The 24,417-nt window shown below is 58.0% G+C and carries 18 protein-coding genes and 1 other RNA gene; 12 read left to right on the top strand and 7 right to left on the bottom strand.

What is annotated here, in order from left to right; translation table 11 throughout:
* Window positions 1-132: 132 nt before the first annotated feature.
* Both aroH and ppsR read right to left on the bottom strand, forming a co-directional pair.
* Window positions 133-1,179 (bottom strand): 3-deoxy-7-phosphoheptulonate synthase AroH, encoded by a 1,047-nt coding sequence (aroH, locus tag ACSVHP_RS00560; RefSeq protein WP_447550623.1) that lies wholly within the window; start codon window positions 1,177-1,179, stop codon window positions 133-135.
* Between the two features lie 152 nt (window positions 1,180-1,331).
* Window positions 1,332-2,165 carry a posphoenolpyruvate synthetase regulatory kinase/phosphorylase PpsR gene (gene ppsR, locus ACSVHP_RS00565; protein ID WP_234673659.1) on the bottom strand — a complete coding sequence of 278 codons (834 nt, stop codon included), beginning with the start codon at window positions 2,163-2,165 and terminating at the stop codon, window positions 1,332-1,334.
* 337 nt (window positions 2,166-2,502) lie between these two features.
* On the opposite strand from ppsR, the gene ppsA reads away from it, so the two are divergent.
* The 3 genes from ppsA (at window position 2,503) to ACSVHP_RS00580 (ending at window position 8,894) form a co-directional block, all read left to right on the top strand.
* Window positions 2,503-4,881 carry a phosphoenolpyruvate synthase gene (ppsA, locus tag ACSVHP_RS00570; protein ID WP_447550624.1) on the top strand — a complete coding sequence of 793 codons (2,379 nt, stop codon included), beginning with the start codon at window positions 2,503-2,505 and terminating at the stop codon, window positions 4,879-4,881.
* Between the two features lie 233 nt (window positions 4,882-5,114).
* Window positions 5,115-6,515, top strand: coding sequence for an MFS transporter (locus tag ACSVHP_RS00575; RefSeq protein ID WP_447550625.1), 1,401 nt, complete (start codon window positions 5,115-5,117; stop codon window positions 6,513-6,515).
* Between the two features lie 3 nt (window positions 6,516-6,518).
* Window positions 6,519-8,894 carry a glycoside hydrolase family 3 N-terminal domain-containing protein gene (locus ACSVHP_RS00580; protein ID WP_447550626.1) on the top strand — a complete coding sequence of 792 codons (2,376 nt, stop codon included), beginning with the start codon at window positions 6,519-6,521 and terminating at the stop codon, window positions 8,892-8,894.
* A gap of 5 nt (window positions 8,895-8,899) precedes the next feature.
* Here the strand turns inward: ACSVHP_RS00580 and rprA are convergent.
* An RNA gene (gene rprA, locus ACSVHP_RS00585) (antisense sRNA RprA) lies at window positions 8,900-9,007 on the bottom strand.
* 191 nt (window positions 9,008-9,198) lie between these two features.
* Window positions 9,199-10,314 carry an AI-2E family transporter YdiK gene (gene ydiK / locus ACSVHP_RS00590; protein WP_447550627.1) on the bottom strand — a complete coding sequence of 372 codons (1,116 nt, stop codon included), beginning with the start codon at window positions 10,312-10,314 and terminating at the stop codon, window positions 9,199-9,201.
* A gap of 196 nt (window positions 10,315-10,510) precedes the next feature.
* Here ydiK and ydiJ point away from each other — a divergent pair, with 196 nt between their 5' ends.
* The 3 genes from ydiJ (at window position 10,511) to ACSVHP_RS00605 (ending at window position 14,254) form a co-directional block, all read left to right on the top strand.
* Window positions 10,511-13,567, top strand: coding sequence for a D-2-hydroxyglutarate dehydrogenase YdiJ (ydiJ, locus tag ACSVHP_RS00595; RefSeq protein ID WP_447550628.1), 3,057 nt, complete (start codon window positions 10,511-10,513; stop codon window positions 13,565-13,567).
* Entirely contained in the window at window positions 13,564-13,974 is a 411-nt protein-coding gene (gene menI / locus ACSVHP_RS00600) for a 1,4-dihydroxy-2-naphthoyl-CoA hydrolase (RefSeq protein ID WP_417313029.1), read from the top strand. Before ydiJ ends, menI begins: the two co-directional genes overlap by 4 nt.
* Window positions 13,975-14,059: 85 nt before the next feature.
* Window positions 14,060-14,254 carry a YdiH family protein gene (locus ACSVHP_RS00605; RefSeq protein WP_234673652.1) on the top strand — a complete coding sequence of 65 codons (195 nt, stop codon included), beginning with the start codon at window positions 14,060-14,062 and terminating at the stop codon, window positions 14,252-14,254.
* 44 nt (window positions 14,255-14,298) lie between these two features.
* Here ACSVHP_RS00605 and ACSVHP_RS00610 read toward each other — a convergent pair whose 3' ends face one another.
* Together ACSVHP_RS00610 and ACSVHP_RS00615 are read right to left on the bottom strand one after the other, a co-directional pair.
* Window positions 14,299-14,928 carry a helix-turn-helix domain-containing protein gene (locus ACSVHP_RS00610; RefSeq protein WP_447550629.1) on the bottom strand — a complete coding sequence of 210 codons (630 nt, stop codon included), beginning with the start codon at window positions 14,926-14,928 and terminating at the stop codon, window positions 14,299-14,301.
* Window positions 14,929-14,973: 45 nt separating this feature from the next.
* On the bottom strand, window positions 14,974-15,633 hold the full coding sequence (locus tag ACSVHP_RS00615; RefSeq protein ID WP_447550630.1) for a helix-turn-helix domain-containing protein: 660 nt from the start codon (window positions 15,631-15,633) through the stop codon (window positions 14,974-14,976).
* Between the two features lie 456 nt (window positions 15,634-16,089).
* Here ACSVHP_RS00615 and ACSVHP_RS00620 point away from each other — a divergent pair, with 456 nt between their 5' ends.
* The 6 genes from ACSVHP_RS00620 to ACSVHP_RS00645 are packed head-to-tail and all read left to right on the top strand — an operon-like array spanning window position 16,090 to window position 22,083.
* Window positions 16,090-16,620 (top strand): fimbrial protein, encoded by a 531-nt coding sequence (locus ACSVHP_RS00620; protein ID WP_447550631.1) that lies wholly within the window; start codon window positions 16,090-16,092, stop codon window positions 16,618-16,620.
* 44 nt (window positions 16,621-16,664) lie between these two features.
* Window positions 16,665-17,342 (top strand): fimbrial biogenesis chaperone, encoded by a 678-nt coding sequence (locus ACSVHP_RS00625; RefSeq protein ID WP_447550632.1) that lies wholly within the window; start codon window positions 16,665-16,667, stop codon window positions 17,340-17,342.
* A gap of 23 nt (window positions 17,343-17,365) precedes the next feature.
* Window positions 17,366-19,876, top strand: coding sequence for a fimbria/pilus outer membrane usher protein (locus tag ACSVHP_RS00630; protein ID WP_447550633.1), 2,511 nt, complete (start codon window positions 17,366-17,368; stop codon window positions 19,874-19,876).
* 19 nt (window positions 19,877-19,895) lie between these two features.
* Window positions 19,896-20,903 carry a fimbrial protein gene (locus ACSVHP_RS00635; RefSeq protein ID WP_447550634.1) on the top strand — a complete coding sequence of 336 codons (1,008 nt, stop codon included), beginning with the start codon at window positions 19,896-19,898 and terminating at the stop codon, window positions 20,901-20,903.
* Window positions 20,904-20,916: 13 nt separating this feature from the next.
* A complete protein-coding gene (locus tag ACSVHP_RS00640; RefSeq protein WP_447550635.1) occupies window positions 20,917-21,429 on the top strand; it encodes a fimbrial protein in 513 nt (170 codons plus the stop codon).
* 45 nt (window positions 21,430-21,474) lie between these two features.
* Window positions 21,475-22,083, top strand: coding sequence for a helix-turn-helix transcriptional regulator (locus ACSVHP_RS00645; RefSeq protein WP_447550636.1), 609 nt, complete (start codon window positions 21,475-21,477; stop codon window positions 22,081-22,083).
* Between the two features lie 22 nt (window positions 22,084-22,105).
* Here ACSVHP_RS00645 and fdhF read toward each other — a convergent pair whose 3' ends face one another.
* Window positions 22,106-24,256 (bottom strand): formate dehydrogenase subunit alpha, encoded by a 2,151-nt coding sequence (gene fdhF / locus ACSVHP_RS00650; RefSeq protein ID WP_447550637.1) that lies wholly within the window; start codon window positions 24,254-24,256, stop codon window positions 22,106-22,108.
* Window positions 24,257-24,417: the final 161 nt, after the last annotated feature.

The following is a 24,417-nucleotide window of genomic DNA, read 5'->3' on the forward strand; positions in this document are numbered from 1 at the left end:
TTCACGGCAAGCGTTTTTGTGAAAATATTGTGACGGGATCAAATTTGGGGGGAAGGTGCGGTTTGATGCCCTCACCCCGGCCCTCTCCCACGGGGAGAGGGAGAAGGGCATGGAGCGCCACCCCGCTATTCTTTAAAACCGCGTGTCCACCGCTGCGGCCAGCTTCTCTAACAGCAGCTCGCTGTCTTCCCAGCTCAGGCACGGATCGGTAATCGACTGGCCGTACACAATCGGCTGTCCGGCCACCACTTTCTGGGTGCCTTCTTTGATAAAGCTTTCCGCCATGATCCCGGCGACGGCGGTGGAGCCGCTGCGGATCTGCTGACACACCTCATCGCACACGTCCAGCTGGCGGCGGTGCTGCTTCTGGCAGTTGCCGTGGCTGAAGTCGATCACCAGATGCTCCGGCAGGTCGAACTCGGAGAGGGTTTCGCAGGCGGCGGCAATGTCCTCGGCGTGATAGTTCGGCTTTTTACCGCCGCGCATAATGATATGGCCGTACGGGTTGCCGCTGGTCTGGTAGATGGTCATCGAGCCGTTTTTATCCGGCGAGAGGAACATGTGGCTGGCGCGGGAGGCGCGGATTGCATCCACCGCGATTCGGGTGTTGCCGTCGGTGCCGTTCTTAAACCCAACCGGGCAGGAGAGGGCCGAGGCCATTTCCCGGTGGATCTGGCTTTCGGTGGTACGCGCGCCAATCGCGCCCCAGCTGATGAGGTCGGCGATAAACTGTCCGGTCACCATATCCAGGAACTCGGTGGCGGTCGGCACGCCCAGCTCGTTCACCTGCAACAGCAGCTTGCGCGCCAGCTCAATGCCGTGGTTCACGCGGTAGCTGCCGTTCAGGTCCGGGTCGGAGATCAGCCCTTTCCAGCCCACCACGGTGCGCGGTTTTTCAAAGTAGGTGCGCATCACGATTTCCAGGCGATGCTGGTGTTTGTCGCGCAGTACCTGGAGGCGTTTGGCATAGTCCATCGCCGCGTCCAGATCGTGAATCGAGCACGGGCCGATAATCACCAGCAGGCGGCGATCTTCACCGTTCAGGATTTTTTCAATACGGCGGCGGGAGGCCGTGACGTGTTCCGCGACGCGTGCGGAGACAGGATGACGCAGCGCCAGCTCAGCCGGGGTAATCAGGCTTTCAATACGCGCGGTGCGAAGTTCGTCGGTTTTATTCATGGGATATCTCAGAAAATTTTTGCTTCATCGGCAGACTACCGGGAAGTGATGGGCATCACCTTAAACCAATCCCTGCTGATTTCAAGTTCGGGGCGACGCCGCCCCGAGGATGGTCAGGATGATACCCGAATCTGGATTAATGTACTAGCATATTAGTACATGCGACGATTCAGTCCCATGATGTCGAGAATTTTTGTGGCAATTTCCTCTACCGAGAAATTGGTACTGTTGAGGAAGGGGATCTGGTTTTTACGGTACAGGGCTTCGACTTCGGCGACCTCCATCCGGCACTGGCGCATCGAGGCGTAGCGGCTGTTTTCCCGGCGCTCTTCGCGGATTGCCGCCAGCCGTTCCGGGTTGATGGTCAGCCCGAAAAGCTTGTGCTGGAGCGGCTTGAGCGCGGCGGGCAGCACCAGGTTATCCATGTCGTCGGCAATAAAGGGGTAGTTGGCCGCGCGAATGCCAAACTGCATCGCCAGATAGAGGCTGGTGGGGGTTTTGCCGCAGCGCGACACGCCGAGCAAAATCACCTGCGCCTGATCGAGATTGCGCAGAGAGATGCCGTCGTCGTGGGCGAGGGTGTAATCAATCGCCGCGATACGCGCGTCGTACTTGAGCAGGTTGCCGGGGTTCAGGCCGTGGGTGCGGTGGGCGACAGGCGTGGGATCGAGCTTCAGTTCGCTTTGCAGCGGGGCGACCAGCGCCTGCACGATATCCTGACAAAAGCCCTCACTTTGCAAAATAATGGTGCGAATTTCCGGGATCACGATGGAGTAGAAGACTAAAGGGCGCACGCCCGTCTGCTGGAAAATGGCGTCAATTTGATCCCGCACCGCCTTCGCGCGGCTCTCGTTTTCCACAAACGGCAGCGTGATGCTGTTGATGGAGACCGGGAATTGCGACATCACCGCGTGGCCCAGCACTTCGGCGGTTATTGCCGTTCCATCAGAAATATAAAAAACGTGGCGATCGACAGCATTATCCATTTTGTTCACCCTGAATATCGTACCTAATTGCCTGAAAGCATAAATTAAAAAAGTAAAATACAACAGGGCGTAAATCGTCTGAATTATTAATGAAACGCTATTTTTAATTTTAATGAAAAGTGGATTTCAATTTTTGAAAATACGGTATAAACCGAAGGTTTTTGTGGGAATCCATTGGAATCATTGGCTTAGCGAGTGACGGGAAAGTGTCCTAAAAATTAAAAAATAAAGTTGCTTACACGATTCACCGTTTTTTTCATCAGAACAAGTGTGCGAGGATAATTCCGCATTAAGGTGTTTCTTAATTCCGTTCAAATATCACAAAAGGATTGTTTCGATGTCCAACAATGGCTCGTCACCGCTGGTGCTTTGGTATAACCAACTCGGCATGAATGATGTAGACAGAGTTGGGGGCAAAAATGCCTCCCTGGGTGAAATGATTACTAATCTGTCCGGTATGGGTGTTTCCGTACCGAACGGGTTTGCCACGACCGCCGAAGCGTTTGAGCTCTTTCTCGACCAGAGCGGTGTAAACCAGCGCATTTACGAACTGCTGGACAAAACGGATATTGATGACGTCGCCGAGCTTGCCAAAGCCGGGGCGCAAATCCGCCAGTGGATCATCGACACACCTTTCCAGCCGGAGCTGGAAAAAGCGATTCACGATGCTTACAACCAGCTGTCGGCTGACGATGCCCAGGCCTCTTTTGCCGTGCGTTCCTCTGCTACCGCCGAAGATATGCCCGACGCGTCCTTCGCCGGACAGCAGGAAACCTTCCTGAACGTTCAGGGCTATGACGCGGTGCTGGTGGCGGTGAAGCACGTTTTCGCCTCCCTGTTTAACGACCGCGCCATTTCCTATCGCGTGCATCAGGGCTATGACCACCGCGGCGTGGCGCTCTCTGCGGGTATTCAGCGCATGGTGCGTTCCGACGTGGGATCGTCCGGCGTGATGTTCTCCATCGATACTGAATCCGGCTTCGATCAGGTGGTGTTTATCACCTCCGCCTGGGGTCTGGGTGAAATGGTGGTGCAGGGGGCCGTTAACCCTGACGAATTCTACGTTCACAAGCCAACCCTGGCGGCGAACCGTCCGTCCATCGTGCGCCGTACCATGGGGTCGAAGAAGATCCGCATGATTTACGCGCCGACCCAGGAGCACGGCAAGCAGGTCAAGATTGAAGATGTGCCGCAGGAGCAGCGCGACCGCTTCTCGTTGACCGACAAGGAAGTGCAGGAGCTGGCGAAGCAGGCCGTGCAGATTGAGAAACACTATGGCCGTCCGATGGATATCGAATGGGCCAAAGACGGCCACACCGGCAAGCTGTTTATCGTGCAGGCGCGTCCGGAAACCGTGCGTTCGCGCGGCCAGGTAATGGAACGCTACACGCTGCACGCCCAGGGCAAAGTGGTTGCCGAAGGCCGCGCCATCGGTCACCGCATCGGCGCGGGCCCGGTGAAGGTCATCCACGACATCAGCGAGATGAACCGCATTCAGCCGGGTGACGTGCTGGTCACCGACATGACCGACCCGGACTGGGAGCCGATCATGAAGAAGGCCGCCGCTATCGTCACCAACCGCGGCGGGCGTACCTGTCACGCGGCGATCATCGCCCGTGAGCTGGGGATCCCGGCGGTCGTCGGCTGCGGCGACGCCACCGAGCGCATGAAAGACGACGAAAACGTGACGGTCTCGTGTGCGGAAGGGGATACCGGCTACGTGTACGCCGAGATTCTCGACTTCAGCGTGAAAAGCTCCAGCGTGGACACCATGCCGGATCTGCCGCTGAAGATCATGATGAACGTCGGTAACCCGGACAGGGCGTTTGACTTCGCCTGCCTGCCTAACGAAGGCGTGGGCCTGGCGCGTCTGGAGTTCATCATCAACCGTATGATCGGCGTTCACCCGCGCGCGCTGCTGGAGTTTGACGATCAGGACGCGAAGCTGCAAAACGAAATTCGCGAGATGATGAAGGGCTACGACTCGCCGAGAGAGTTCTACGTAGGCCGTCTGACCGAAGGGATCGCGACGCTCGGCGCGGCGTTCTACCCGAAACGCGTGATCGTGCGCCTGTCGGACTTCAAATCGAACGAATACGCTAACCTGGTGGGCGGCGAGCGCTACGAGCCGGAAGAAGAGAACCCGATGCTGGGCTTCCGCGGCGCGGGTCGTTACGTGTCCGAAAGCTTCCGCGACTGCTTCGCGCTGGAGTGTGAGGCGGTGAAACGCGTGCGTAACGACATGGGGCTGACCAACGTTGAGATCATGATCCCGTTCGTGCGTACCGTGGATCAGGCCAAAGCGGTGGTCGACGAGCTGGCGCGTCAGGGGCTGAAGCGCGGCGAGAACGGGCTGAAGATCATCATGATGTGCGAAATCCCGTCCAACGCCCTGCTGGCCGAGCAGTTCCTGGAACACTTCGACGGCTTCTCTATCGGTTCAAACGATATGACGCAGCTGGCGCTGGGGCTGGATCGCGACTCGGGCGTGGTCTCCGAGCTGTTCGATGAGCGTAACGAGGCGGTGAAAGCGCTGCTGTCGATGTCCATCCGCGCGGCGAAGAAACAGGGCAAATACGTCGGGATCTGCGGTCAGGGCCCGTCCGACCATGAAGACTTTGCCGCCTGGCTGATGGAAGAGGGGATCGATAGTCTCTCCCTGAACCCGGACACCGTGGTGCAAACCTGGCTGAGCCTGGCAGAACTGAACAAATAAGCAGATTCTAATGCGCGTTAATAAGGCGGGGATAATATCCTCGCCTTTTTTTATTTCCCGCCGACATGCTCCCCGTCACAATTAGGACAAAAAACCAAATATCGTAATTTGTCTGTTAATTTAGACAATTGTTAGCCCGCAAACCGTTGCTAATACTTGAGCCTCACCGCGCATTTTCCCGACGTTGCGCAGCTGGTTGAAATACGTTTTAACCTGATAAAAGGCCCATAAAAATGAACATCTCTCCTGTCTTACGTACCAAAGATAAAATAGGTTATGGATTGGGTGATATGGCCAGCGCGCTGGTCTGGCAAACCGCGACCTTATTTCTGGCCTATTTCTATACGGATGTATTTGGTCTGCCTGCGGCAATAATGGGAACCATGTTTTTAGTGGTTCGCGTGGTGGATGCGTTCGTCGATCCCTGTATCGGCGCGCTGGTGGATCGCACCCAGACCCGCCACGGCCGTTTTCGCCCCTGGCTGCTGTGGTTCGCCATTCCCTTCGGGGCAAGCTGCCTGATCACCTTTTATGTTCCTGAGGTGGGCGCCACGGCGAAAATCATCTACGCCTGCGTGACCTACACCATTCTGAGCCTGATCTATTCGGCCATTAACGTGCCTTACTGCGCCATGCCGGGCGCGCTGACCCTCGACCCGCGCGAGCGCCATTCGTTGCAGTCCTGGCGCTTTGGGCTGTCGTTTATCGGCGGCCTGATTGTCACCGTGATTGCGCTGCCGCTGGTGGCGAAACTGGGCGATGGCAACGTGCAAAAAGGCTATTTCTACGCCATGAGCTTAATGGGGCTGTTAGGCATCGTCTTATTCTTCTGCTGTTTCCTGATGACCCGCGAGCGTTATTCTCCGCGCAGCGATACCTCCGGCTCGATGATTACCGATTTAAAACGCCTGGCGGGGAATAGTCAGTGGCGAATTGTTTTTGTGTTTAATATTTTGCTTCTCACCGCCGTGGTCACGCGCGGCTCCGCCACGATGTATTACGTGAACTATGTTCTGCTGCGCCCGGAGCTGGTTTTTGCCTTTATTGTCTCCGGAATGGTGGCCTCCCTTAGCGGGGCATTATTATCCGAGCGGTTATTGGGGAAATTCGACCGCGTGCGCGCCTACCAGTGGACGATTATCACCTTTGTGATATTTGGCGGGCTTATTTTCTTCCTGCCGCCGTCCCAGGTATGGCTGATATTCGGCCTCAATATGGTCTTTAGCTTTATTCAGAACCTGACCACGCCGCTGCAATGGACCATGTTCTCTGACGTGGTGGATTACGAAGAGCACCGCAGCGGGCGTCGCCTCGACGGGCTGGTGTTCTCTACCGCGCTGTTTGCCATCAAGTTTGGCCTTGCGCTGGGCGGGGCGGTCGTGGGCTGGGTGCTCGGCATGGTGGATTACGCACCGGGCCAGGCCGTTCAGGCCCCGCACGTGCTGTCGACCATCAACGCCCTGTTCACGCTGATCCCCTGCGCCCTGTTCCTCTGCATGGTGGCGCTGCTCTCCGTTTACAAACTCAACAGCCGACTGGTTGACACCCTTGCCCGCGAGCTTGCCAGCAAGCGCGCAGCCCGTCCCGACGCTGAGGCACTGAGTCCGGCACTTCAACATGTCATCAAGGAGTAAATTATGACGGCACTTTATAAGGATGCGGATCGTTCCATACCGGAACGCATGGCGGATTTACTGGCGCGCATGACGCCGGAGGAAAAATTTGCCCAGATGCACGGCTACTGGCTGATCCTCGACGAACGGGGCGCCCACCGGGAACGCACCGATCTGAGCGATGAGTTTGCCGGGGTCAGCGAGCAGGCCGAACTGAGCGAACGGCTGAAGCTGGGAGTGGGGCAGATCACCCGCCCGCTGGGCACGCATATCGTCGAGGCCTGCACCGGCGTGCGCGCGGCCAATCGCCTGCAACGCATGATGATGGAAGAGACGCGGCTGGGGATCCCGGCGCTGTTCCACGAGGAGTGTCTGGTGGGGCTGCTGTGTAAAGACGCCACCCTGTTCCCGTCGTCGCTCAACTACGGCTCCACCTGGGATCCTGAACTGGTGAAACGCGCGGCGCAGCACATCGGTGACGAGGCGCGTTCGGTGGGCTGCCAGCAGGGGCTGGCCCCGGTGCTGGACGTTTCGCGGGACGTTCGCTGGGGGCGCACCGAAGAGACGTTCGGCGAAGATCCCTGGCTGGTGGGGGTGATGGCCTGCGCCTACGTCGACGGATTGCAGGGCGAAAAACGCGATCTGCTGGCGACCTTAAAACACTACGTCGGCCACTCCTTTAGCGAAGGGGCGCGTAACCATGCCCCGGTGCATCTGGGGTTCAGCGAGCTTAACGATACCTTCCTGCTGCCGTTCGAAATGGCGGTGAAGCTCGCCCACGCGGGCTCGGTGATGCCCGCCTATCACGACATCGACAACCAGCCGGGCCACAGCGATAGCTTCCTGCTGACGACGCTGCTGCGTGAACGGTGGGGCTTTGACGGCATTATCGTCGCCGACTACGGCGGCGTGAGCCTGCTGCATCAGCATCACGGTGTTTCCCACGACGCCGCCGAATCCGCTGCGCTGGCCTTTAACGCGGGGCTGGACGTGGAGCTGCCAAAAGACGACTGCGCGCGCCACCTTGCCGAGGCCGTGGAGCGCGAGCTGATTTCAATGGCGAAAGTGGATGAGATTGTCGGGCGCGTGCTGGCGGAGAAGTTCCGCCTCGGGCTGTTCGAAAAGCCGTATGCCGATGAAAGCGCCGTCGATCTGCAAAATGACGACACCCGTCAGGTGGCGCGCGAGGTGGCGACCCGCTCGATCGTGCTGCTGGAAAATAACGGCATCCTGCCGCTCGGCGGTAAACCGCGCGTGGCGCTGGTGGGGCCAACGGCGGACGATCCGCTGGCGCTCTTAAGCGGGTATAGCTTCCCGGTACACCTGATCATCAGCGATATGGTGGACGAAACCGCGCAGGTCACCACCCCGCGCGCGGCGCTGGAGCACTATCTTGGCACCTCTCAGGTGCGTTACGCCAAAGGGTGTCACATCATCGAAAAACGGCTGGCGGGCGCGCCGGTCTTCCCGGGCGACAGCGGCGGCAAGCCGATGCAGGAATCCCCGGTGTCGCGCGATACCTCTCTGATCCCCGATGCGGTGCGCGCGGCGCAGGAGAGCGACGTGGTTATCGCCTGCGTGGGCGATCTGGCCGGGCTGTTCCAGAGCGGCACCGTGGGGGAGGGTTCGGATACCGACTCCCTGAACCTGCCGGGTGTGCAGCAGCAGCTGCTGGAAGCGCTGGTTGAGACCGGTAAACCGGTGATTGTGGTGATGACGGGCGGTCGCCCCTACAACCTGCAAGGGCTGGAGGAGAAGATCGCCGCCTTTGTGCTGGCGTGGGCGCCGGGTCAGGAGGGCGGCTGGGCGATTGCAGATGTGCTGACGGGCCGCGCCGAGCCGCAGGGCCGGCTGGTGGTGAGCGTGCCAAAAAGCGCCGGGGCGATGCCGTTTTACTACAACCACAAGCTCAAAAGCGGCGGCACGCCGTTCGCCTTCCACTTTGGCGCGCGCTACCCGTTCGGATTTGGGCTGGGCTGGAGCACGCTTGCGCTCGGCGCACCGACGCTGGCGGCAGAGCAGGTGGAGATCACCGGCGAGGTTGTCCTGAGCGTGGACGTGACCAACGGCGGCGAGCGCAGCGGCAGCGAGGTGGTGCAGGTCTACGTGCGCGATAAGGTGGCAAGCCAGGTGCGACCGCTTCAGGAACTGAAAGCCTTCCAGCGGGTTACGCTGTCCCCGGGGGAAACCGCGCGGCTTACCTTCACGCTGCCGGTCGACATGTTCAACTTCACGCGCCGCGACGGCAGGCGCATCGTCGAGCCGGGCGAGTTTGAGCTTCAGGTCGGTACCTCGTCTGCGGATATTCGCGGCGTGGCGACGGTGACGGTAACCGGGGAAACGCGGGTTCTGCCTGAGACGTGGCGGATGATGAGCGCCTGCGAGGTGAACGCAGGATAATCAGGACAAAAAAAAGCCCATCGTGGGAGATGGGCAAAGACTACACACAGCAATTCGTTGTTTCACTCAGGGGATTTCCATGCTTATAAACCAAGGTGTTGATTTATAACCGTGATGTAATCATAGGCACTGTGAATTTTTGCGTCGATCGGATTCATCTCAATAGTTAAAAACCTGTAAAGATTTTTAGAGATGAAACGGGTGTGGAGGGCAGAAACAGCGGGTCAGACCAGTGTGTAGAGAGTAAATAGTTTAGAGTTGCTTAAGTATCGCCGGGCGGCACGTCACCACCCGGCAACCCGTCTTACTGCTTGTTCTTATCTTCCAGCTCTTCCAGCTCGCTCAGGATCTGATCCGGATCGGTCGCCGGAGGCGGCACTTCATGCACCCACGCGGAGAACAGACGCCAGGTGACCGCGAGCAGCACCGGGCCGATAAACAGGCCAATCATCCCGAAGGCAATCAGGCCGCCGATTACGCCGGAGAGGATCAGGATCAGCGGCAGGTCTGCGCCCATGCGGATGAGGATCGGGCGGATGACGTTATCCATCGTCCCCACCACGCAGCTCCACACCAGCAGCACGGTGCCCCAGGTGGTGTCGCCGCTCCAGTAAAGCCAGATGATGGCCGGAACCAGCACCAGCAGCGGGCCAAGCTGGGCCAGACAGGTCATCAGCATCACCACGGTAAAGACCGTGGCGTAAGGCACGCCGGAGATGGCAAGGCCGATGCCGCCGAGTACCGCCTGCACCAGCGCGGTCACGACCACGCCCAGCGCCACCGCGCGCACCGCCTGCGCCGCCAGCAGCACGGCGGCATCGCCGCGAAGGCCCGCCAGGCGGGTAGCGAAGTGACGAACCCCGAGGGCGACCTGCTCGCCGCGCCAGTAGAGCAGGGCGCTAAAGAGCAGCATCAGGCCGCAGTGCATCATAAAGCGGCCAATGTGCGCCGCCTGCCCGACAAACCACGTCGTCGTGGTGCCGATATACGGACGCACCTTCGCCATCAGCGCGCTGCCGCCCATCTCCAGCAGGCCGTGCCAGCCGCTGTAGAGCTTTGAGCCAACCAGCGGAATGCTGTTCAGCCAGGCGAGATCCGGCAGCGTCATATCCCCGCTGGTGACCGCACGGATCACCGGCCCGCTGGAGTCCACCAGGCTATTGACCAGCAGGGCAATCGGGATGATAAACAGCAAAAACAGCAGCAGGGTCATGACCAGAACGGCCAGCCCGCGGCGGCCAAACAGCAGACGCTGCAAACGTAAAAGCAGAGGCCAGGTGGCGACCACCACGGTGGCGGCCCACGCAAAGCCGAGCACGAAAGGCTGAACAATCCACAGACACGCAATAATCATGAGGGCTAAAAACAGCACCGACAGCAGAATTTGCGCAACATCCCTGGGCTGACGAAGATTGACCATAAGCGACACTTTCCTTAAACAGACGCCAGGCGGGCTGGCGAGAACGTAAACCGCGACTCTCTAATCATTAGTGATTTCAGCGATTTTAACAGGCGGATTGTGCCTGTAATTCACCAGAGCACATAAGAAAAAAATGTGATAAAAAGTTGTGACACAACGCAAACGATTTCCATAACGCTAATTAGGGTCGACCCCCATGATCCCACAAATTTCTCAGGCACCCGGCGTGGTTCAGCTGGTGCTCAATTTTTTGCAGGCACTGGAGCAACAGGGTTTTACGGGTGATACCGCCACCAACTACGCCGACAGGCTGACGATGGCGACCGATAACAGTATCTACCAGCTTCTTCCCGATGCCGTCGTTTTCCCACGCTCGACCGCCGACGTGGCGCTGATTTCCCGTCTGGCCGGGCAGGAGCGTTTCACCTCCCTGATCTTCACCCCGCGCGGCGGGGGGACGGGCACCAACGGCCAGGCCCTGAATCAGGGCATCATCATCGATATGTCCCGCTATATGAACCGCATCATCGAGATCAACCCTGAAGAGGGGTGGGTGCGCGTCGAAGCGGGGGTGATCAAAGATCAGCTCAATCAGTACCTCAAACCCTTCGGCTACTTCTTTGCGCCGGAGCTGTCCACCAGCAACCGCGCGACCATTGGCGGGATGATCAACACCGACGCCTCCGGCCAGGGCTCGCTGGTCTACGGTAAAACCTCCGATCACGTGCTGGGCGTGCGCGCGGTGCTGCTCGGTGGGGATATCCTCGACACCCGCCCGATGCCGGTTGCGCTGGCGGAAACGCTGGGCAAAGAGAGCACCGCCAGCGGGCGAATTTATCGCACCGTGCTGGAACGCTGCCGGGACAATCGCGAGCTGATTATCGATAAGTTCCCGAAGCTGAACCGCTTCCTGACCGGGTACGATCTGCGCCACGTGTTTAACGACGACATGAGCGAGTTCGACTTAACCCGCATCCTGACCGGATCCGAAGGCACGCTCGCCTTTATTACCGAGGCGCGGCTAGATATTACCCGCCTGCCGAAGGTGCGCCGTCTGGTGAACGTGAAATACAACTCGTTCGACTCCGCGCTGCGCAATGCGCCGTTTATGGTCGAGGCCCGCGCGCTGTCGGTAGAAACCGTCGACTCGAAGGTGCTGAACCTGGCGCGTGAAGATATCGTCTGGCACTCCGTCAGCGAGCTGATCACCGACGTGCCGGACAAAGAGATGCTCGGCCTGAATATCGTGGAATTTGCCGGGGATGACGAACAGCTGATTGAAGGCCAGGTCTCCAGCCTCTGCCGGCGTCTGGACGAGCTGATTGCCGCGGGCGAGGGCGGCGTGATTGGCTGGCAGCTTTGTAACGATCTCTCCGGCATTGAGCGTATCTACGCGATGCGTAAAAAAGCGGTCGGGCTGCTCGGTAACGCCAAAGGCGCCGCCAAGCCGATCCCGTTTGCCGAAGATACCTGCGTGCCGCCGGAGCATCTGGCGGATTACATCGTCGAGTTCCGCGCGCTGCTCGACAGCCACGGCCTGAGCTACGGCATGTTTGGCCACGTCGACGCGGGCGTGCTGCACGTGCGCCCGGCGCTGGACATGTGCGATCCGCAGCAGGAGATCCTGATGAAGCAGATCTCCGACGACGTGGTGGCGTTAACCGCCAAATACGGCGGCCTGCTGTGGGGCGAGCACGGCAAAGGCTTCCGCGCCGAATACAGCCCGGCCTTTTTCGGCGAGCAGCTGTTTAGCGAGCTGCGCAAAATCAAAGCGGCCTTCGACCCGGACAACCGTCTTAACCCCGGCAAAATCTGCCCGCCGGAAGGCGTAGACGCGCCGATGCTGCGCGTCGATGCCGTCAAGCGCGGCACCTACGATCGTCAGATCCCGATTGCGGTGCGTGCCTCCTGGCGCGGCGCGATGGAGTGTAACGGCAACGGGCTGTGCTTTAACTTCGATGCTAAAAGCCCGATGTGCCCGTCGATGAAAATCACCAGCAACCGCATTCACTCTCCGAAAGGGCGCGCCACCCTGGTGCGCGAATGGCTGCGCCTGCTGGCGGATCGCGGGGTCGATCCCCTGACGCTGGAAAACGAGCTGCCGAAAAAAGGGGCCAGCCTGCGCAACCTGATTGAGCGCACCCGCAACAGCTGGCACTCCCGTAAAGGCGAGTATGATTTCTCCCACGAGGTGAAAGAGGCGATGTCCGGCTGTCTGGCCTGTAAAGCCTGTTCGACCCAGTGTCCGATTAAAATCGACGTGCCGGAATTCCGCTCGCGGTTCTTGCAGCTTTACCACACCCGCTACCTGCGCCCGGTGCGCGATCATCTGGTGGCGACGGTAGAAACCTATGCGCCGCTCATGGCCCGCGCGCCGAAAACCTTCAACTTCTTTATTAACCAGCCGCTGGTGCGCAAGCTTTCCGAAAAACATATCGGCATGGTGGATTTGCCGCTGCTCTCCACGCCGTCGCTACAGCGCCAGCTGGTGGGGCACCGCTCTGCCAATATGACCCTGGAACAGCTTGAGGCGCTCAGCCCGGAGCAAAAAGCCAGGGTGGTGCTGGTGGTACAGGATCCGTTTACCAGCTACTACGACGCGCAGGTGGTGGCCGACTTTGTGCGGCTGGCCGAGAAGCTCGATTATCAGCCGGTGGTGCTGCCTTTCTCGCCAAACGGCAAGGCGCAGCACATTAAAGGCTTCCTGAACCGCTTTGCGAAGACCGCGCAGAAAACCTCTGACTTCCTCAACCGCGTGGCGACGCTGGGAATGCCGATGGTGGGCGTCGATCCGGCGCTGGTGCTCTGCTATCGCGACGAGTATAAGCAGACGCTCGGCGACAAACGCGGGGAGTTCCACGTCATGCTGGTTCACGAATGGCTGCCCGCGGCGCTGCAAAAAACCGCCTCTGCCGAGGTGAGCGGCGAGTCCTGGTATCTGTTTGGTCACTGTACCGAAGTGTCCGCGCTGCCCGGCGCCCCGGCGCAGTGGGCCGCTATTTTCGCGCGCTTTGGCGCGAAGCTTGAGAGCGTGAGCGTCGGGTGCTGCGGCATGGCGGGCACCTACGGGCATGAGGTGAAAAACCACGCCAACTCGCTTGGGATTTACGCGCTGTCGTGGCAGCAGGCAATGCAGCGTCTGCCGAAAAACCGCTGTCTGGCGACCGGCTACTCGTGCCGCAGCCAGGTGAAGCGCGTCGAAGGTAACGGCGTTCGCCATCCGTTACAGGCTCTGCTGGAGATTATCGGATGATCTGGAAACGTGAAGTGACGCTCCAGGCGCTCAACGCGATGGGCGAGGGGAATATGGTCGGCCTGCTGGACATCCAGTTTACGCGCATTGGCGAGAACGAGCTGGAAGCCACCATGCCGGTCGACAGCCGCACGCATCAGCCGTTTGGCCTGCTGCACGGCGGCGCGTCGGTGGTGCTGGCCGAAACGCTGGGATCGGTGGCGGGCTATCTCTGCACCGAAGGCGAGCAGAAGGTGGTGGGGCTGGAGGTCAACGCTAACCATATTCGTTCAGTGCGGAGCGGGCGAGTGCGCGGGATCTGCCGCGCGCTGCACGCGGGGAGCCGTCATCAGGTCTGGCAGATTGAGATTCTGGACGAGCAGGATCGGCTCTGCTGTTCGTCCAGACTGACGACGGCGGTGGTGTAAAGTTTCCTGAATAATTGCCTTTGGTCAAAAACTAGCCAATCCGTTGTGATATACTGGTCAGGATTTGTACATAAGCGAGGACATTATGGATACTGAAATAACCCCATCCCAACTGGCAATTGAATATTTACGTCGCGATAAAAGCAACCTGTCTCCGGCGCAGTACCTGAAAAAACTGAAACAGCTTGAGCTGGAATTTGCTGACCTGCTCGCGCTCTCTTCAAGCGAGCTGAAAGAAGAGATCTACTTTGCCTGGCGGTTGGGCGTTCATGTCCATTAATTACTGAATAAGGCCGCGCGTGCGGCCTTTTTTATGGCTCGCGTTCAATACTTCGCCGGGAGTTTATGAATGTTGATCAGCCGGCCCTCCTCCATGTCGATATACCCTCCTGCCTTTAAATCCGCGAGGATCCGCATCACGCCGCTTCGGGAAAGCTGGGTTTTATCCCGGATATAACGTTCTGCGGTGACGCTGAGGCGAAAACGTTCATCTTCTACCATCAGATGATTCAGCTGGTGGCAAATCAGCTCGTACGAGGTCAGCGCCCCCAGCGACAGGACGGTGCTGTAGAGCCGGTTGTACATGAAGATCAGATGGTTAGACACCAGGTTCCACAGGTTTTTCTCTTCAATCACCTCGCTCACCTGTGCGGTGGTCATTACCCCAATTTGGCTCGGCTCAATCACCTTCATGTAATCATCAAAAAAGAGGCCGGGGATGTTCGCCAGGCCAAACACCGCGGGGGGCTTTGAGGTTGACAGGAGCAGTTTATCCGAGCGGCGGTAGATGGCCACCATGCCGTCCAGAACGAGATAGCACATGTTCTGACCCTTTACCTGAAGATCGAGCTGTTCGCCACGCGCGCAGTGACGCACGGTAGAGTAAGGCTGGAGGTGGGAAAGCAGCTCTCCGGCATAGGGAGAGCCGCGTCGTGTTTTTTCAGCGGCAGACATAGGCGATGACCTTTTACATAACCTACCTGATGATAATGTTAGCTCTCAATATTTACGTGGCAAATGGTTTATTTCAAGCAAAATACCGCGCTGCATGGTGATATATCCCCCGGTGCGAAGCTCGGCGAGAATGCGCATAATTCCGCTACGCGAAAGGTAAGTCCGACTTTTTATGTAGGCGGCGGCCGTGATGGTCTTACGTATAGCGTCAGGCTCCTGCATTAACTCCACCAGCTGAAAACGAATAATGTCATAGGCCGACATCTGGGAAATCTGCGCGCAGTGCTCATAGATCCGGGAAGTGGTGTACACCAGCAGCCGGGCAAAGTGCTTCCATAAATCGGCGTTCGCCACGATCTGGTTAAAACATTCCAGGGATACGCTGGCGAGCTCTGAGGTTTCCAGCGCCCGGACGTAAAGCTGCTCGCCGGTTAACTGGCTGCTGACGCCGAGCACGAAGGGGGCGGACTCAGAATTTAAGACGATGCCATCGCCCTGGCGGTGCAGGGCGACGCTGCCGTGCAGCAGCAGAAAACACTGTCGGGCATCCTGATGGAAATAGTGAAGGATATCGCCTTTCGACACGACGGTTCGCTCGGCAAAAGGCAGCACGTGGGAAATAAGATTTTCAATATGGTCAAACGGCTTTAATTCCAGTGCCGTTGGTTTTTTCTCAGCGATAGCGGCGTGCGCCTGACGTTCCATAGTCAATCTCATTCATTCTCATACGGTGGGGATTCAAGATTATTTATTAGAATTATCTTAAAAACAGAGCCGCCAGGGAATATAAAAGACAGGTCTAAAAATAGACCCGAGTTAACGGATTAATGGTAAGATCATGAACTGAATGATTTTCTCTCACGGGTCTAAAAATAGACCCGACATCTAAATATCTCTTTACGCGCAAGCAGGCAGGGAATTAAAGAACGCTGGTTGTTTCATAATTGTTAATTACCAGTCTACAGCTAGACCCATAAATCCGTTGAGTTTGCAAAAGTGATTGTATAAATTCCATCCAGTCGACAGGTCAGAAAAATCGCAACCCGGTTTTTACCCTGTCTCAACGATAAAAATTAAAACAACGTTAATCAGGGTGTTCGCATCCTCAGGCAGGTATTGCCTGAATATCGGTAATAAATAAAGTTTAAAAGGAATACATTGATGAAGAAAACAATTCTATTTGCTGCGCTGGCGGCGGCGATCGCTTTTCCTGCATCCTTTGCGCTTGCGGCGGCGGGAACGGTTAATTTTGTGGGCAATATTCTGGATAAAGGCTGTGAAGTGGATGTGGGTTCACAAAACCAAATCGTACCGATGGGCAACTTTTATAAAACGGAATTTCCGTCGACCGGCTCAAGAACGGCGGCGATGGGATTCAATATCGTTCTAAAAGATTGTCCGGTAACGGTGACCTCCGCCAAAATTCGCTTTGACGGCACGCCGGATCTGACCAACGCCAGCCTGCTGGCGATTGACACCTCCGTTGCCGGGGCGGCAAACGGCGTGGCCATCAATCTGATGACTGCCGATAAAGCCGATTTACCGCTGCACAGCACCAGTAATTACAGCTACGTCCTCAGCAGCACCCAGGATAATACGCTTAAGTTTTACGCTCAGTATATCTCCACCGCCTCTGCGGTGGTGCCGGGCCCGGCAAACGCCGTGGCTAACTTCTCTGTCGATTACAATTAATCACGCGAGGGGCGAAACGCTGCCCCTCTGTTTTGAGGTTTAACATGACTATCTTACGCCACGCCTTACTGGTCGCCGTACTGGCAGGCAGCCCGTTTTTATCTGCCAACGCGGGGGTGATTATTGGCGGTACGCGCGTCATATTTGACGGCAGTAAAAAAGAGGCGGCGATTAATATTAATAACCCCGACGCCTCCCCTTATCTTATTCAGTCCTGGATTGAAAGTATTCACGGCGGTGGGGAGAAAACGCCTTTTATTATTACGCCGCCGCTGTATCGTCTGGATAAAGGACAGCAAAACGTTGAGCGAATTGTGATGGCCGGATCCCTTCCGCAGGATCGGGAAAGTCTGTTCTGGCTCAATATTAAAGCGATCCCGTCGGCCTCCGATCGGGAAAACGTCTTACAGATTGCGGTAAAAACCCGAATTAAGCTTATCTACCGCCCGGCGACCATGAAAAACCAGCAGGCGGAAGAGCAGGCCGGGAAATTAGTCTGGCACCGGGAGGGGAATAAACTTCAGGTCTCTAACCCGACCGATTTTGTGATGAATTTTAATGACATTGCCGTCGGTGGAAAAAATCTTCCGGAAGTGACGTACGTGCTGCCGCACGGGTCTGCGCGCTTTGATTGTCCTGCTGGAAATCAGACGGGCGCAGTGACGTTCAGAATTATTAATGATTACGGCAGCCCCGGCGCGCTTCACCACGCAGCGCTATAGGTTTATTCAAGAGATGCATCAACATGGTAAGGGAATATAAAAAAATAGTGCCCGCACGGCTGGCATTTTTTATCGCCATTGCGCTGCCCGGTTATTGTGAAAACGCCCTCAGCCGCGATCTGTTTAACCCTGAGCTGGTGGAGCTGGATAATCCGGGTGAGGGTAAGGTCGATCTGTCGCATTTCGACGCGGGCGCGCAGGCACCGGGGACTTACCATGTTGATATTTTCCTGAACGACGGCTGGCTGGAGGCGGCTGATGTCACCTTCAAGACCACCGCTGACGCCGAAGGGAACGAAAAGCTGGAGCCCTGTCTGACCGTCGAACAGCTGTCGCGCTGGGGCGTGAAAACGGATCTGTTTCCGGCATTAGGCGCAAAGAATACCTGCGCGAAGCTGGAGGCGATCCCGCAGGCCAGCACGGCATTTCAGTTTGGTCAGCAGCGCCTGGACGTCAGTATTCCGCAGGCGGCGCTCTCTGCCCAGGCAAGAGGCTATGTGCCGCCAGAGCAGTGGGATGACGGGATCGCGGCGGCGATGCTCAACTACAGCCTGAGCGGGGGCAACAGCTGGGGACGCAACGCTAAAAGCGGCGACACGCAAAGCCAGTATGCCAACCTGCGCCCGGGGGTGAACCTCGGCCCGTGGCGGGTGCGCAATTACCTCACCTGGAAGCGCGATGCCGGGGGGCAGAACAAATGGGATACGGTCTACACCTACGCTCAGCGCGCCATCACGCCGCTCAAGGCCGAGCTGACGCTGGGTGACAGCTCGGCCCCGGCGGAGGTGTTCGACAGTATGCCGTTTCGCGGCGTTCAGCTTGCCTCTGACGACGATATGCTGCCCGATTCGCTTAAAGGCTACGCCCCGGCGGTGCGCGGCATTGCCCGCACCCACGCGCAGGTGATTATTCGGCAGAACGGCTACCAGATTTACCAGAGCTTTGTCGCGCCGGGGGCGTTCGACATTACCGATCTCTACCCCACGGGCGGGGCGGGGGATCTGGACGTCACGGTAAAAGAGGCCGACGGCAGCGAACAGCGCTTCACCGTCCCCTACGCGTCGCTCCCGGTGTTGCAGCGCGAAGGCCACCTGAAGTATGCCCTGACGGCGGGGCAGTATCGCAGCTACAACAGCCAGGTGCAGAAACCCCCCTTCGGGCAGTTGACCGGAATCATTGGCCTGCCGTATGGGTTAACGCTCTACGGCGGCGTTCAGACGGCGGCAGACTATCGGGCATTATCCGCGGGCGTGGGGAAAAACATGGGCGACATGGGGGCGTTCTCCGTGGACGTTACCCAGGCCCGGGCGACGCCGCAGGACAGGCAAACGTCCCGGGGGCAGTCCTGGCGGGCCCGCTACAGCAAAAACATTGTCGCCACGGGCACGCAGTTTTCCATTGCGGGCTATCGCTATTCGACGCGCGGCTTTTACGCCATGCAGGACGTGCTCGACTCATACGGCGACGGCAGCGCGCTGCATGACAGACGCCGCAACCGGGCCGAGCTGACCATGAGCCAGTCGCTCGGCGACGGCCTCGGCGCGGTGATGCTAAGCGCCGCGCGCGAAGATTACTGGAATGGGGAACGCCCTATGGCCTCCTGGAGCCTGTCGTACAACAACGCCTGGCGACGGATCAACTACGGGCTGAGCGCCACCCTGAGCCGCAACGGTGGCGGTACGAATACCGGCACCGACAGGCTGCTGGCGGTCAATATCAGCATTCCGCTGGACGCCTTCGGGCCGCAAACCTGGGCGAGCTACGGTCTCGGCACCAGCCGCAACGGCGGCACCACCCAGAACGTGGGGGTTAGCGGCGTCGCGCTGGCGGGAAATGCCCTGAACTGGAACGTGCAGCAGGGTTACGGCACCAGCGGGGTGGGCTACGCCGGGAACGTGAACGGCGATTACAAGGGCACCTATGGGGAAGTGACCGCAGGCTACAGCTACGACAGAAACAGCGAACGCCTCAGCTACGGGGTGCAGGGCGGCGTGCTGGCCCACGCCGATGGGGTGACCTTCTCGCAGCCGCTCGGCGAGACAAACGTCCTGATCCGCGCGCCGGGCGCGGCTGGCGTGGGGATCCAGAATAGGGCCGGCGTGCAGACCGATTATCGCGGCTACACGCTGGCGTCGAATCTGATGCCCTTTCGCAAAAACGATATCGGCTTAATCACCGACACGCTGCCGGGAAACGTGGAGATCGAACAAACCGTAAAAACCGTGGTGCCGACGCGGGGAGCGATTGTTCGCGCCGACTATGCGTCGCACGTTGGTATTCGCCTGCTATTAACCCTGACGCAACCCGACGGCCGCGCCGTTCCCTTTGGCGCGATGGCAAGCGTGGAGGGCGAGCAGGGGAACGGGTTTATCGTCGGGAGCAGCGGGCAGGTCTATTTAAGCGGATTAGCGCCGGAGGTGACGCTGCGGGTGAAATGGGGTGATGAAAAAACTCAGTCATGCCGCGCGCACTATGTGGTCGCTCAACGTGAACAGCAAAACGACATCGTTCAGGCCAGCGCCGCGTGTCGTTAATTATTGCAGGTAGAGAAAAATGGTGATTTTCAGGGGTGTTTTACTGTTGCTGTTGGCTATTCCGCTGACCGGGTATAGCTGCACCTATAATTTTATCGGCGCACCCTATACGGTGGATTACGGCAATATTATCGTTCAGCGAGATACGCCCGTCGGACAGCCCATCAGCAATGAAATCGTCGGCACGCTGGCCCATGCTTTTACCTGCGTGACAACGGGAAATGAAGGCTCCAGCGCCGGAATGAAAAGCGGCGTTTTACCCTATGCGTTTACCTCATCGAACGGACGCCGGGTATATAAAACCGCTGTTCAGGGCGTCGGGGTGTCGTTTGGGTTTTACCGCAACAGCAGCGCCGGGGCAGCGCGATTTTCGGGGACCGGCTATATCGGCAGCGATGACATGATTACCGTAAGCTGGAGTTCAAATCCGGGTGACGTAGACAGTAATGATTTTCAGCCGATTATTCAGTTCTGGAAAACCGGCAATATTATTTCGGGGTCAGTGACCGGTCAATTAGCCTCGTTTATTGCCTATACCGCGCAATATCGCGGAGGGGAACCCGGCGGTGAAATACCGATTCTCGCCGGGAGTGGATCAATTACCCAGGTGGCCTGTGCAATAAAAACGCCGCATATGACGTTTGCCTTTGGCGAGATTAACGCCAGCGATTTTGGTAATACGGTGGGAACCACGCCGGCCAGCGCGCAAAAAACGCAGAGTCTTATCCTGGACTGTGACAACGGGGCTAATATCACTATGATGCTTTCAGGCGCGCAATATCCTGGACTGAATGACAGCAGCGTTCTGGCCTTGACCGGACAAGGCAGCGCGGGCGTGGCGGGTGGGGTTGGCGTGCAGCTGCTTTATAATTCGCTGCCGCTGACGCTGAACAGCAATCTGGTATTAAAAAGAAGCGCAGGCGGGCAGGAGATGTTTCCGATTACTGCCCGCTATTATCAGACCAGCACAGCGGTAACGACGGGCTCGGCAAATGCCTCGGCTACCCTGACGCTGACCTACCAATAAGCAGGATGCTGACATGTCTGTTATAAAAGCCGTCATCCTGATGGCCTCCTTAGCCCTGTTTCCGGCGTATGCCGGGGATAATATTGGTGTTGACGTAACCGGGGATATTGTCGCGTCGCCGTGCGTCTTTAACGGCGGAGATAATACGCTCAACGTTGATCTCGGAAATAATTATGCAGCGAATATGGAAACGCCCAATTCGCAGTCCGAGCCCGTGGCGTTTGCGCTGCGTTTTACCCAGTGCCCTGAGGGAACGCGAAGTATCAAATTGCAATTCACCGGCGTGACCGACCCGCTTGCGGGGAGCGATTATTATAAAAATAGCGGAACGGCAGGGCAGGTGGCTATTGGCCTGCGCGATATGCTGACCGGTAATCCGGTGGGCGCCGGGACGGTGCTGTCCCGCAGCGTCGAAAGCGACCGCACCGTCACGCTCCCCATGAACGCCTGGCTCTATTCCCGCCCCGGAGGGGTGACGCCGGGTACGATAAATAGCGTGGTGATCCTCACCCTGCAATATAACTAACGCCTTGCCAGCGCGAATAATCTCTCACTCGTTTTGGTGGACAATATGGTAAACATCCTGATTAAAGAAAATGACGTTCTTTATCGCTACGGGCTGTCGTGTATATTAACTCAGGCGTTTACCGATGAGTTTTCACAGCCGCCGGATATCAATTTTGACTACACGCCTGAAAATATTGTTCAGGCCGACATTATTATTTTATCCATGCAGCCGGGGGAAGGCTTTCACTGCGAGCCGGCATTTCATATGCGCACGAAGGGGATAACGGTGGGATTAATTTCCGATATTGCGCGCGCGCCGGGCGTTTCGCCCTGTATTGACGATATTATCGTGCTGCCGCGCAATATTGCGCTCGACCGGTTCAGCCAGATCGTTTATTTCGCCTGGAAAAAAGAGCGGCTGATGGAAGAGAAAAAAATCTGTTCGTCCTGTGAGGAGTGCCCGCAGAGAGCGCTATCGGGAAAACAGCACCGCATCATGGACGCGCTGTATCAGGGTAAAACCGCGCTTGAAATCGCAGACGAGCTTAAAATCAGCGACAAGACGGTTTATAACCACAAGTATGCGGTGATGCGAAAATTCAATCTGCGCACGGATTTTGAACTGGTGCTGTTTCTCAACCGATGGCACGACGGGCTGGCGCGGGCGTGCTGAACGCCCGGCCAGCAAAATGTTATCAGACGTTGACGGCGCTGATTAACCGTGTCTTCATGGTTTGGTACTCGGATGCCGCGAAATCCTCCGCCCAGCGCTGATCCTCAATCGCCTCCAGCGCCACCGCACAGTATTTCGTTTCGGGGGTTTTCGAGACCGGGTCAAGGTTGTCCTGGGTCAGCTCGTTGCAGGCCCCAATCCACCACTGATAGGTCATGTAGACCGCGCCTCTGTTGATTCGCTCGCTGAGGCTGGCGCGGGTGATCACCTTGCCACGTCGCGAGCGCACCCAGACCAGCTGACCGTCGCGGATCCCGTACTCCTGGGCATCCGCCGGGTGCATCTGTACCCGTCCCGGTTCGTCGGCCAGGCTTTGCAGGGCGGCACAGTTTCCGGTCATCGAGCGGCAGGAGTAGTGGCCCACTTCGCGAACCGTGCACAGCACCAGAGGGTACTGCGCATCCGGTATCTCCGCAGGCGCGCGCCAGGCGGTGGCAAACAGCTGACCTTTGCCGCTCGGGGTGTCGAACTTGTTCTCCTTATAAAGGAAGGGCGTCCCGGGATGGTCCAGCTCCGGGCAGGGCCACTGAACGTGTCCCATCTCGCCCATTTTCTCCCAGGTGACGCCGTAGAACAGCGGGCACAGCGCGCGCATCTCATCCCAGATCTGGCGTTCAGATTCGTACTGCATCGGATAGCCCATGTCGGCTGCCAGCAGGCTGATAATCTCCCAGTCGCGCTTGACGTTCCCCACGGGCTCGATGGCCTTGCCAAAGCGCTGGAAGCCACGGTCGGCGCAGGTAAAGACGCCGCCGTGTTCACCCCATGAGGTCGCGGGGAGCAGCACGTCGGCAACTTCGGCGGTTTTGGTCATAAAGATGTCCTGTACCACCACGAAGTCGAGCGCGTCAAAACCGCTGCGCACCAGGCCGAGGTCAGCTTCGGTCTGAAGCGGATCTTCCCCCATGATGTAATAGGCTTTGATTTTGCCCTCCAGCGCCAGGTGCGGCACTTCGGTAATGCGCGTGCCGACACGGGTGTCCATGCTGTTAACGTCAATGCCCCAGGCGTCGGCAAATTTTTGTCGCACCGCCGGGTCGGTTACGTCCTGATAGCCGGGGAACATGTTGGGCAGCACGCCCATGTCGCAGGCGCCCTGCACGTTGTTTTGTCCGCGAACCGGGCCGACGCCCACCGCCGGGCGACCGAGGTTGCCGGTCAGCAGCGCGAGGCTGGACAAGCCTTTCACCACGTCCACCGCCTGACCAAACTGGGTCACGCCCATGCCCCACATCACCGTAGCGGACGGCGCGGCGGCGAAGGTGCGCATCGCCTGGCGCACGTCGCGCGCGGCGATCCCCGTCAGATGCTCCACCTTCTCTGGCGCGTAATCTTTGACCGCCTCGCGGTAGGCCTCCAGCCCTTCGGTGAAGCGGGCCACGTAGCTTTTGTCGTACAGCTCTTCTTCCAGCAGCACGTAACCGAACGCGTTGACCAGCGCCATGTTGCTGCCGTTGTTAAGCTGCAAATGCTGGTCGGCGATGCGGGCGGTTTCAATGCGGCGCGGATCGCAGACGATAATTTTGGCGCCGTTTTCTCGTGCTTTGAGCACCCGTCGGGCCACAATCGGATGCGAGTCCGCACAGTTGTAGCCAAAGATCAGCAGGCACTGTGAGTTCTCAATGTCGTTGATGGAGTTACTCATCGCCCCGTTGCCGAGGGTTTCCTGTAGCCCGGCAACGGAGGGGCCGTGGCAGACGCGGGCGCAGCAGTCCACGTTATTGGTGTTGAGCACCGCGCGGGCAAATTTCTGCATCACATAGTTGGTTTCGTTACCCGTTCCGCGGGACGAGCCGGTGGTCATGATGGCGCGAGGGCCGTACTGCTCTTTGATGCTGTTCAGCTTTTTCGCGGTATAGCGGATGGCTTCGTCCCAGCTGACCGGGGTGAAAGGGTCGCCTTTACGATAGCGGATCATCGGCTGGGTTAAGCGAGGGGTGAGGAGGCGGGTGTCGTTAAGAAAATCCCAGCCGTAAAAGCCTTTCAGGCACAGCGTTCCCTGGTTAGTGACGCCGTTTGCCGCTTCGGCACGGATAATACGGTTATTTTCTACGACAAGATTGAGTTTGCAGCCCGCACCGCAGTAGGGGCAGACGCTTGCGATTTTTTTCATCAATAACAGACCTGTTAAGAAATGAAGCTACTTTTAACTGGCACACGCCAGTCCCGTCAGCGGGAGTAAGCAGGATCCGTGCCACACAGGCATAACAGGGTTTTACAGGGATTTTGCAGAGGGGAGGCGTGTCATCGTCAGCGAGTTCGTCACAAGTGACG

This window comes from Enterobacter sp. 186315 (assembly GCF_053290175.1).

Coding starts and splice junctions, on each gene's coding strand:
- aroH (WP_447550623.1), bottom strand. CDS start 1,179: ATGAATAAAACCGACGAACTTCGCACCGCGCGTATTGAAAGCCTGATT.
- ppsR (WP_234673659.1), bottom strand. CDS start 2,165: ATGGATAATGCTGTCGATCGCCACGTTTTTTATATTTCTGATGGAACG.
- ppsA (WP_447550624.1), top strand. CDS start 2,503: ATGTCCAACAATGGCTCGTCACCGCTGGTGCTTTGGTATAACCAACTC.
- ACSVHP_RS00575 (WP_447550625.1), top strand. CDS start 5,115: ATGAACATCTCTCCTGTCTTACGTACCAAAGATAAAATAGGTTATGGA.
- ACSVHP_RS00580 (WP_447550626.1), top strand. CDS start 6,519: ATGACGGCACTTTATAAGGATGCGGATCGTTCCATACCGGAACGCATG.
- ydiK (WP_447550627.1), bottom strand. CDS start 10,314: ATGGTCAATCTTCGTCAGCCCAGGGATGTTGCGCAAATTCTGCTGTCG.
- ydiJ (WP_447550628.1), top strand. CDS start 10,511: ATGATCCCACAAATTTCTCAGGCACCCGGCGTGGTTCAGCTGGTGCTC.
- menI (WP_417313029.1), top strand. CDS start 13,564: ATGATCTGGAAACGTGAAGTGACGCTCCAGGCGCTCAACGCGATGGGC.
- ACSVHP_RS00605 (WP_234673652.1), top strand. CDS start 14,060: ATGGATACTGAAATAACCCCATCCCAACTGGCAATTGAATATTTACGT.
- ACSVHP_RS00610 (WP_447550629.1), bottom strand. CDS start 14,928: ATGTCTGCCGCTGAAAAAACACGACGCGGCTCTCCCTATGCCGGAGAG.
- ACSVHP_RS00615 (WP_447550630.1), bottom strand. CDS start 15,633: ATGGAACGTCAGGCGCACGCCGCTATCGCTGAGAAAAAACCAACGGCA.
- ACSVHP_RS00620 (WP_447550631.1), top strand. CDS start 16,090: ATGAAGAAAACAATTCTATTTGCTGCGCTGGCGGCGGCGATCGCTTTT.
- ACSVHP_RS00625 (WP_447550632.1), top strand. CDS start 16,665: ATGACTATCTTACGCCACGCCTTACTGGTCGCCGTACTGGCAGGCAGC.
- ACSVHP_RS00630 (WP_447550633.1), top strand. CDS start 17,366: ATGGTAAGGGAATATAAAAAAATAGTGCCCGCACGGCTGGCATTTTTT.
- ACSVHP_RS00635 (WP_447550634.1), top strand. CDS start 19,896: ATGGTGATTTTCAGGGGTGTTTTACTGTTGCTGTTGGCTATTCCGCTG.
- ACSVHP_RS00640 (WP_447550635.1), top strand. CDS start 20,917: ATGTCTGTTATAAAAGCCGTCATCCTGATGGCCTCCTTAGCCCTGTTT.
- ACSVHP_RS00645 (WP_447550636.1), top strand. CDS start 21,475: ATGGTAAACATCCTGATTAAAGAAAATGACGTTCTTTATCGCTACGGG.
- fdhF (WP_447550637.1), bottom strand. CDS start 24,256: ATGAAAAAAATCGCAAGCGTCTGCCCCTACTGCGGTGCGGGCTGCAAA.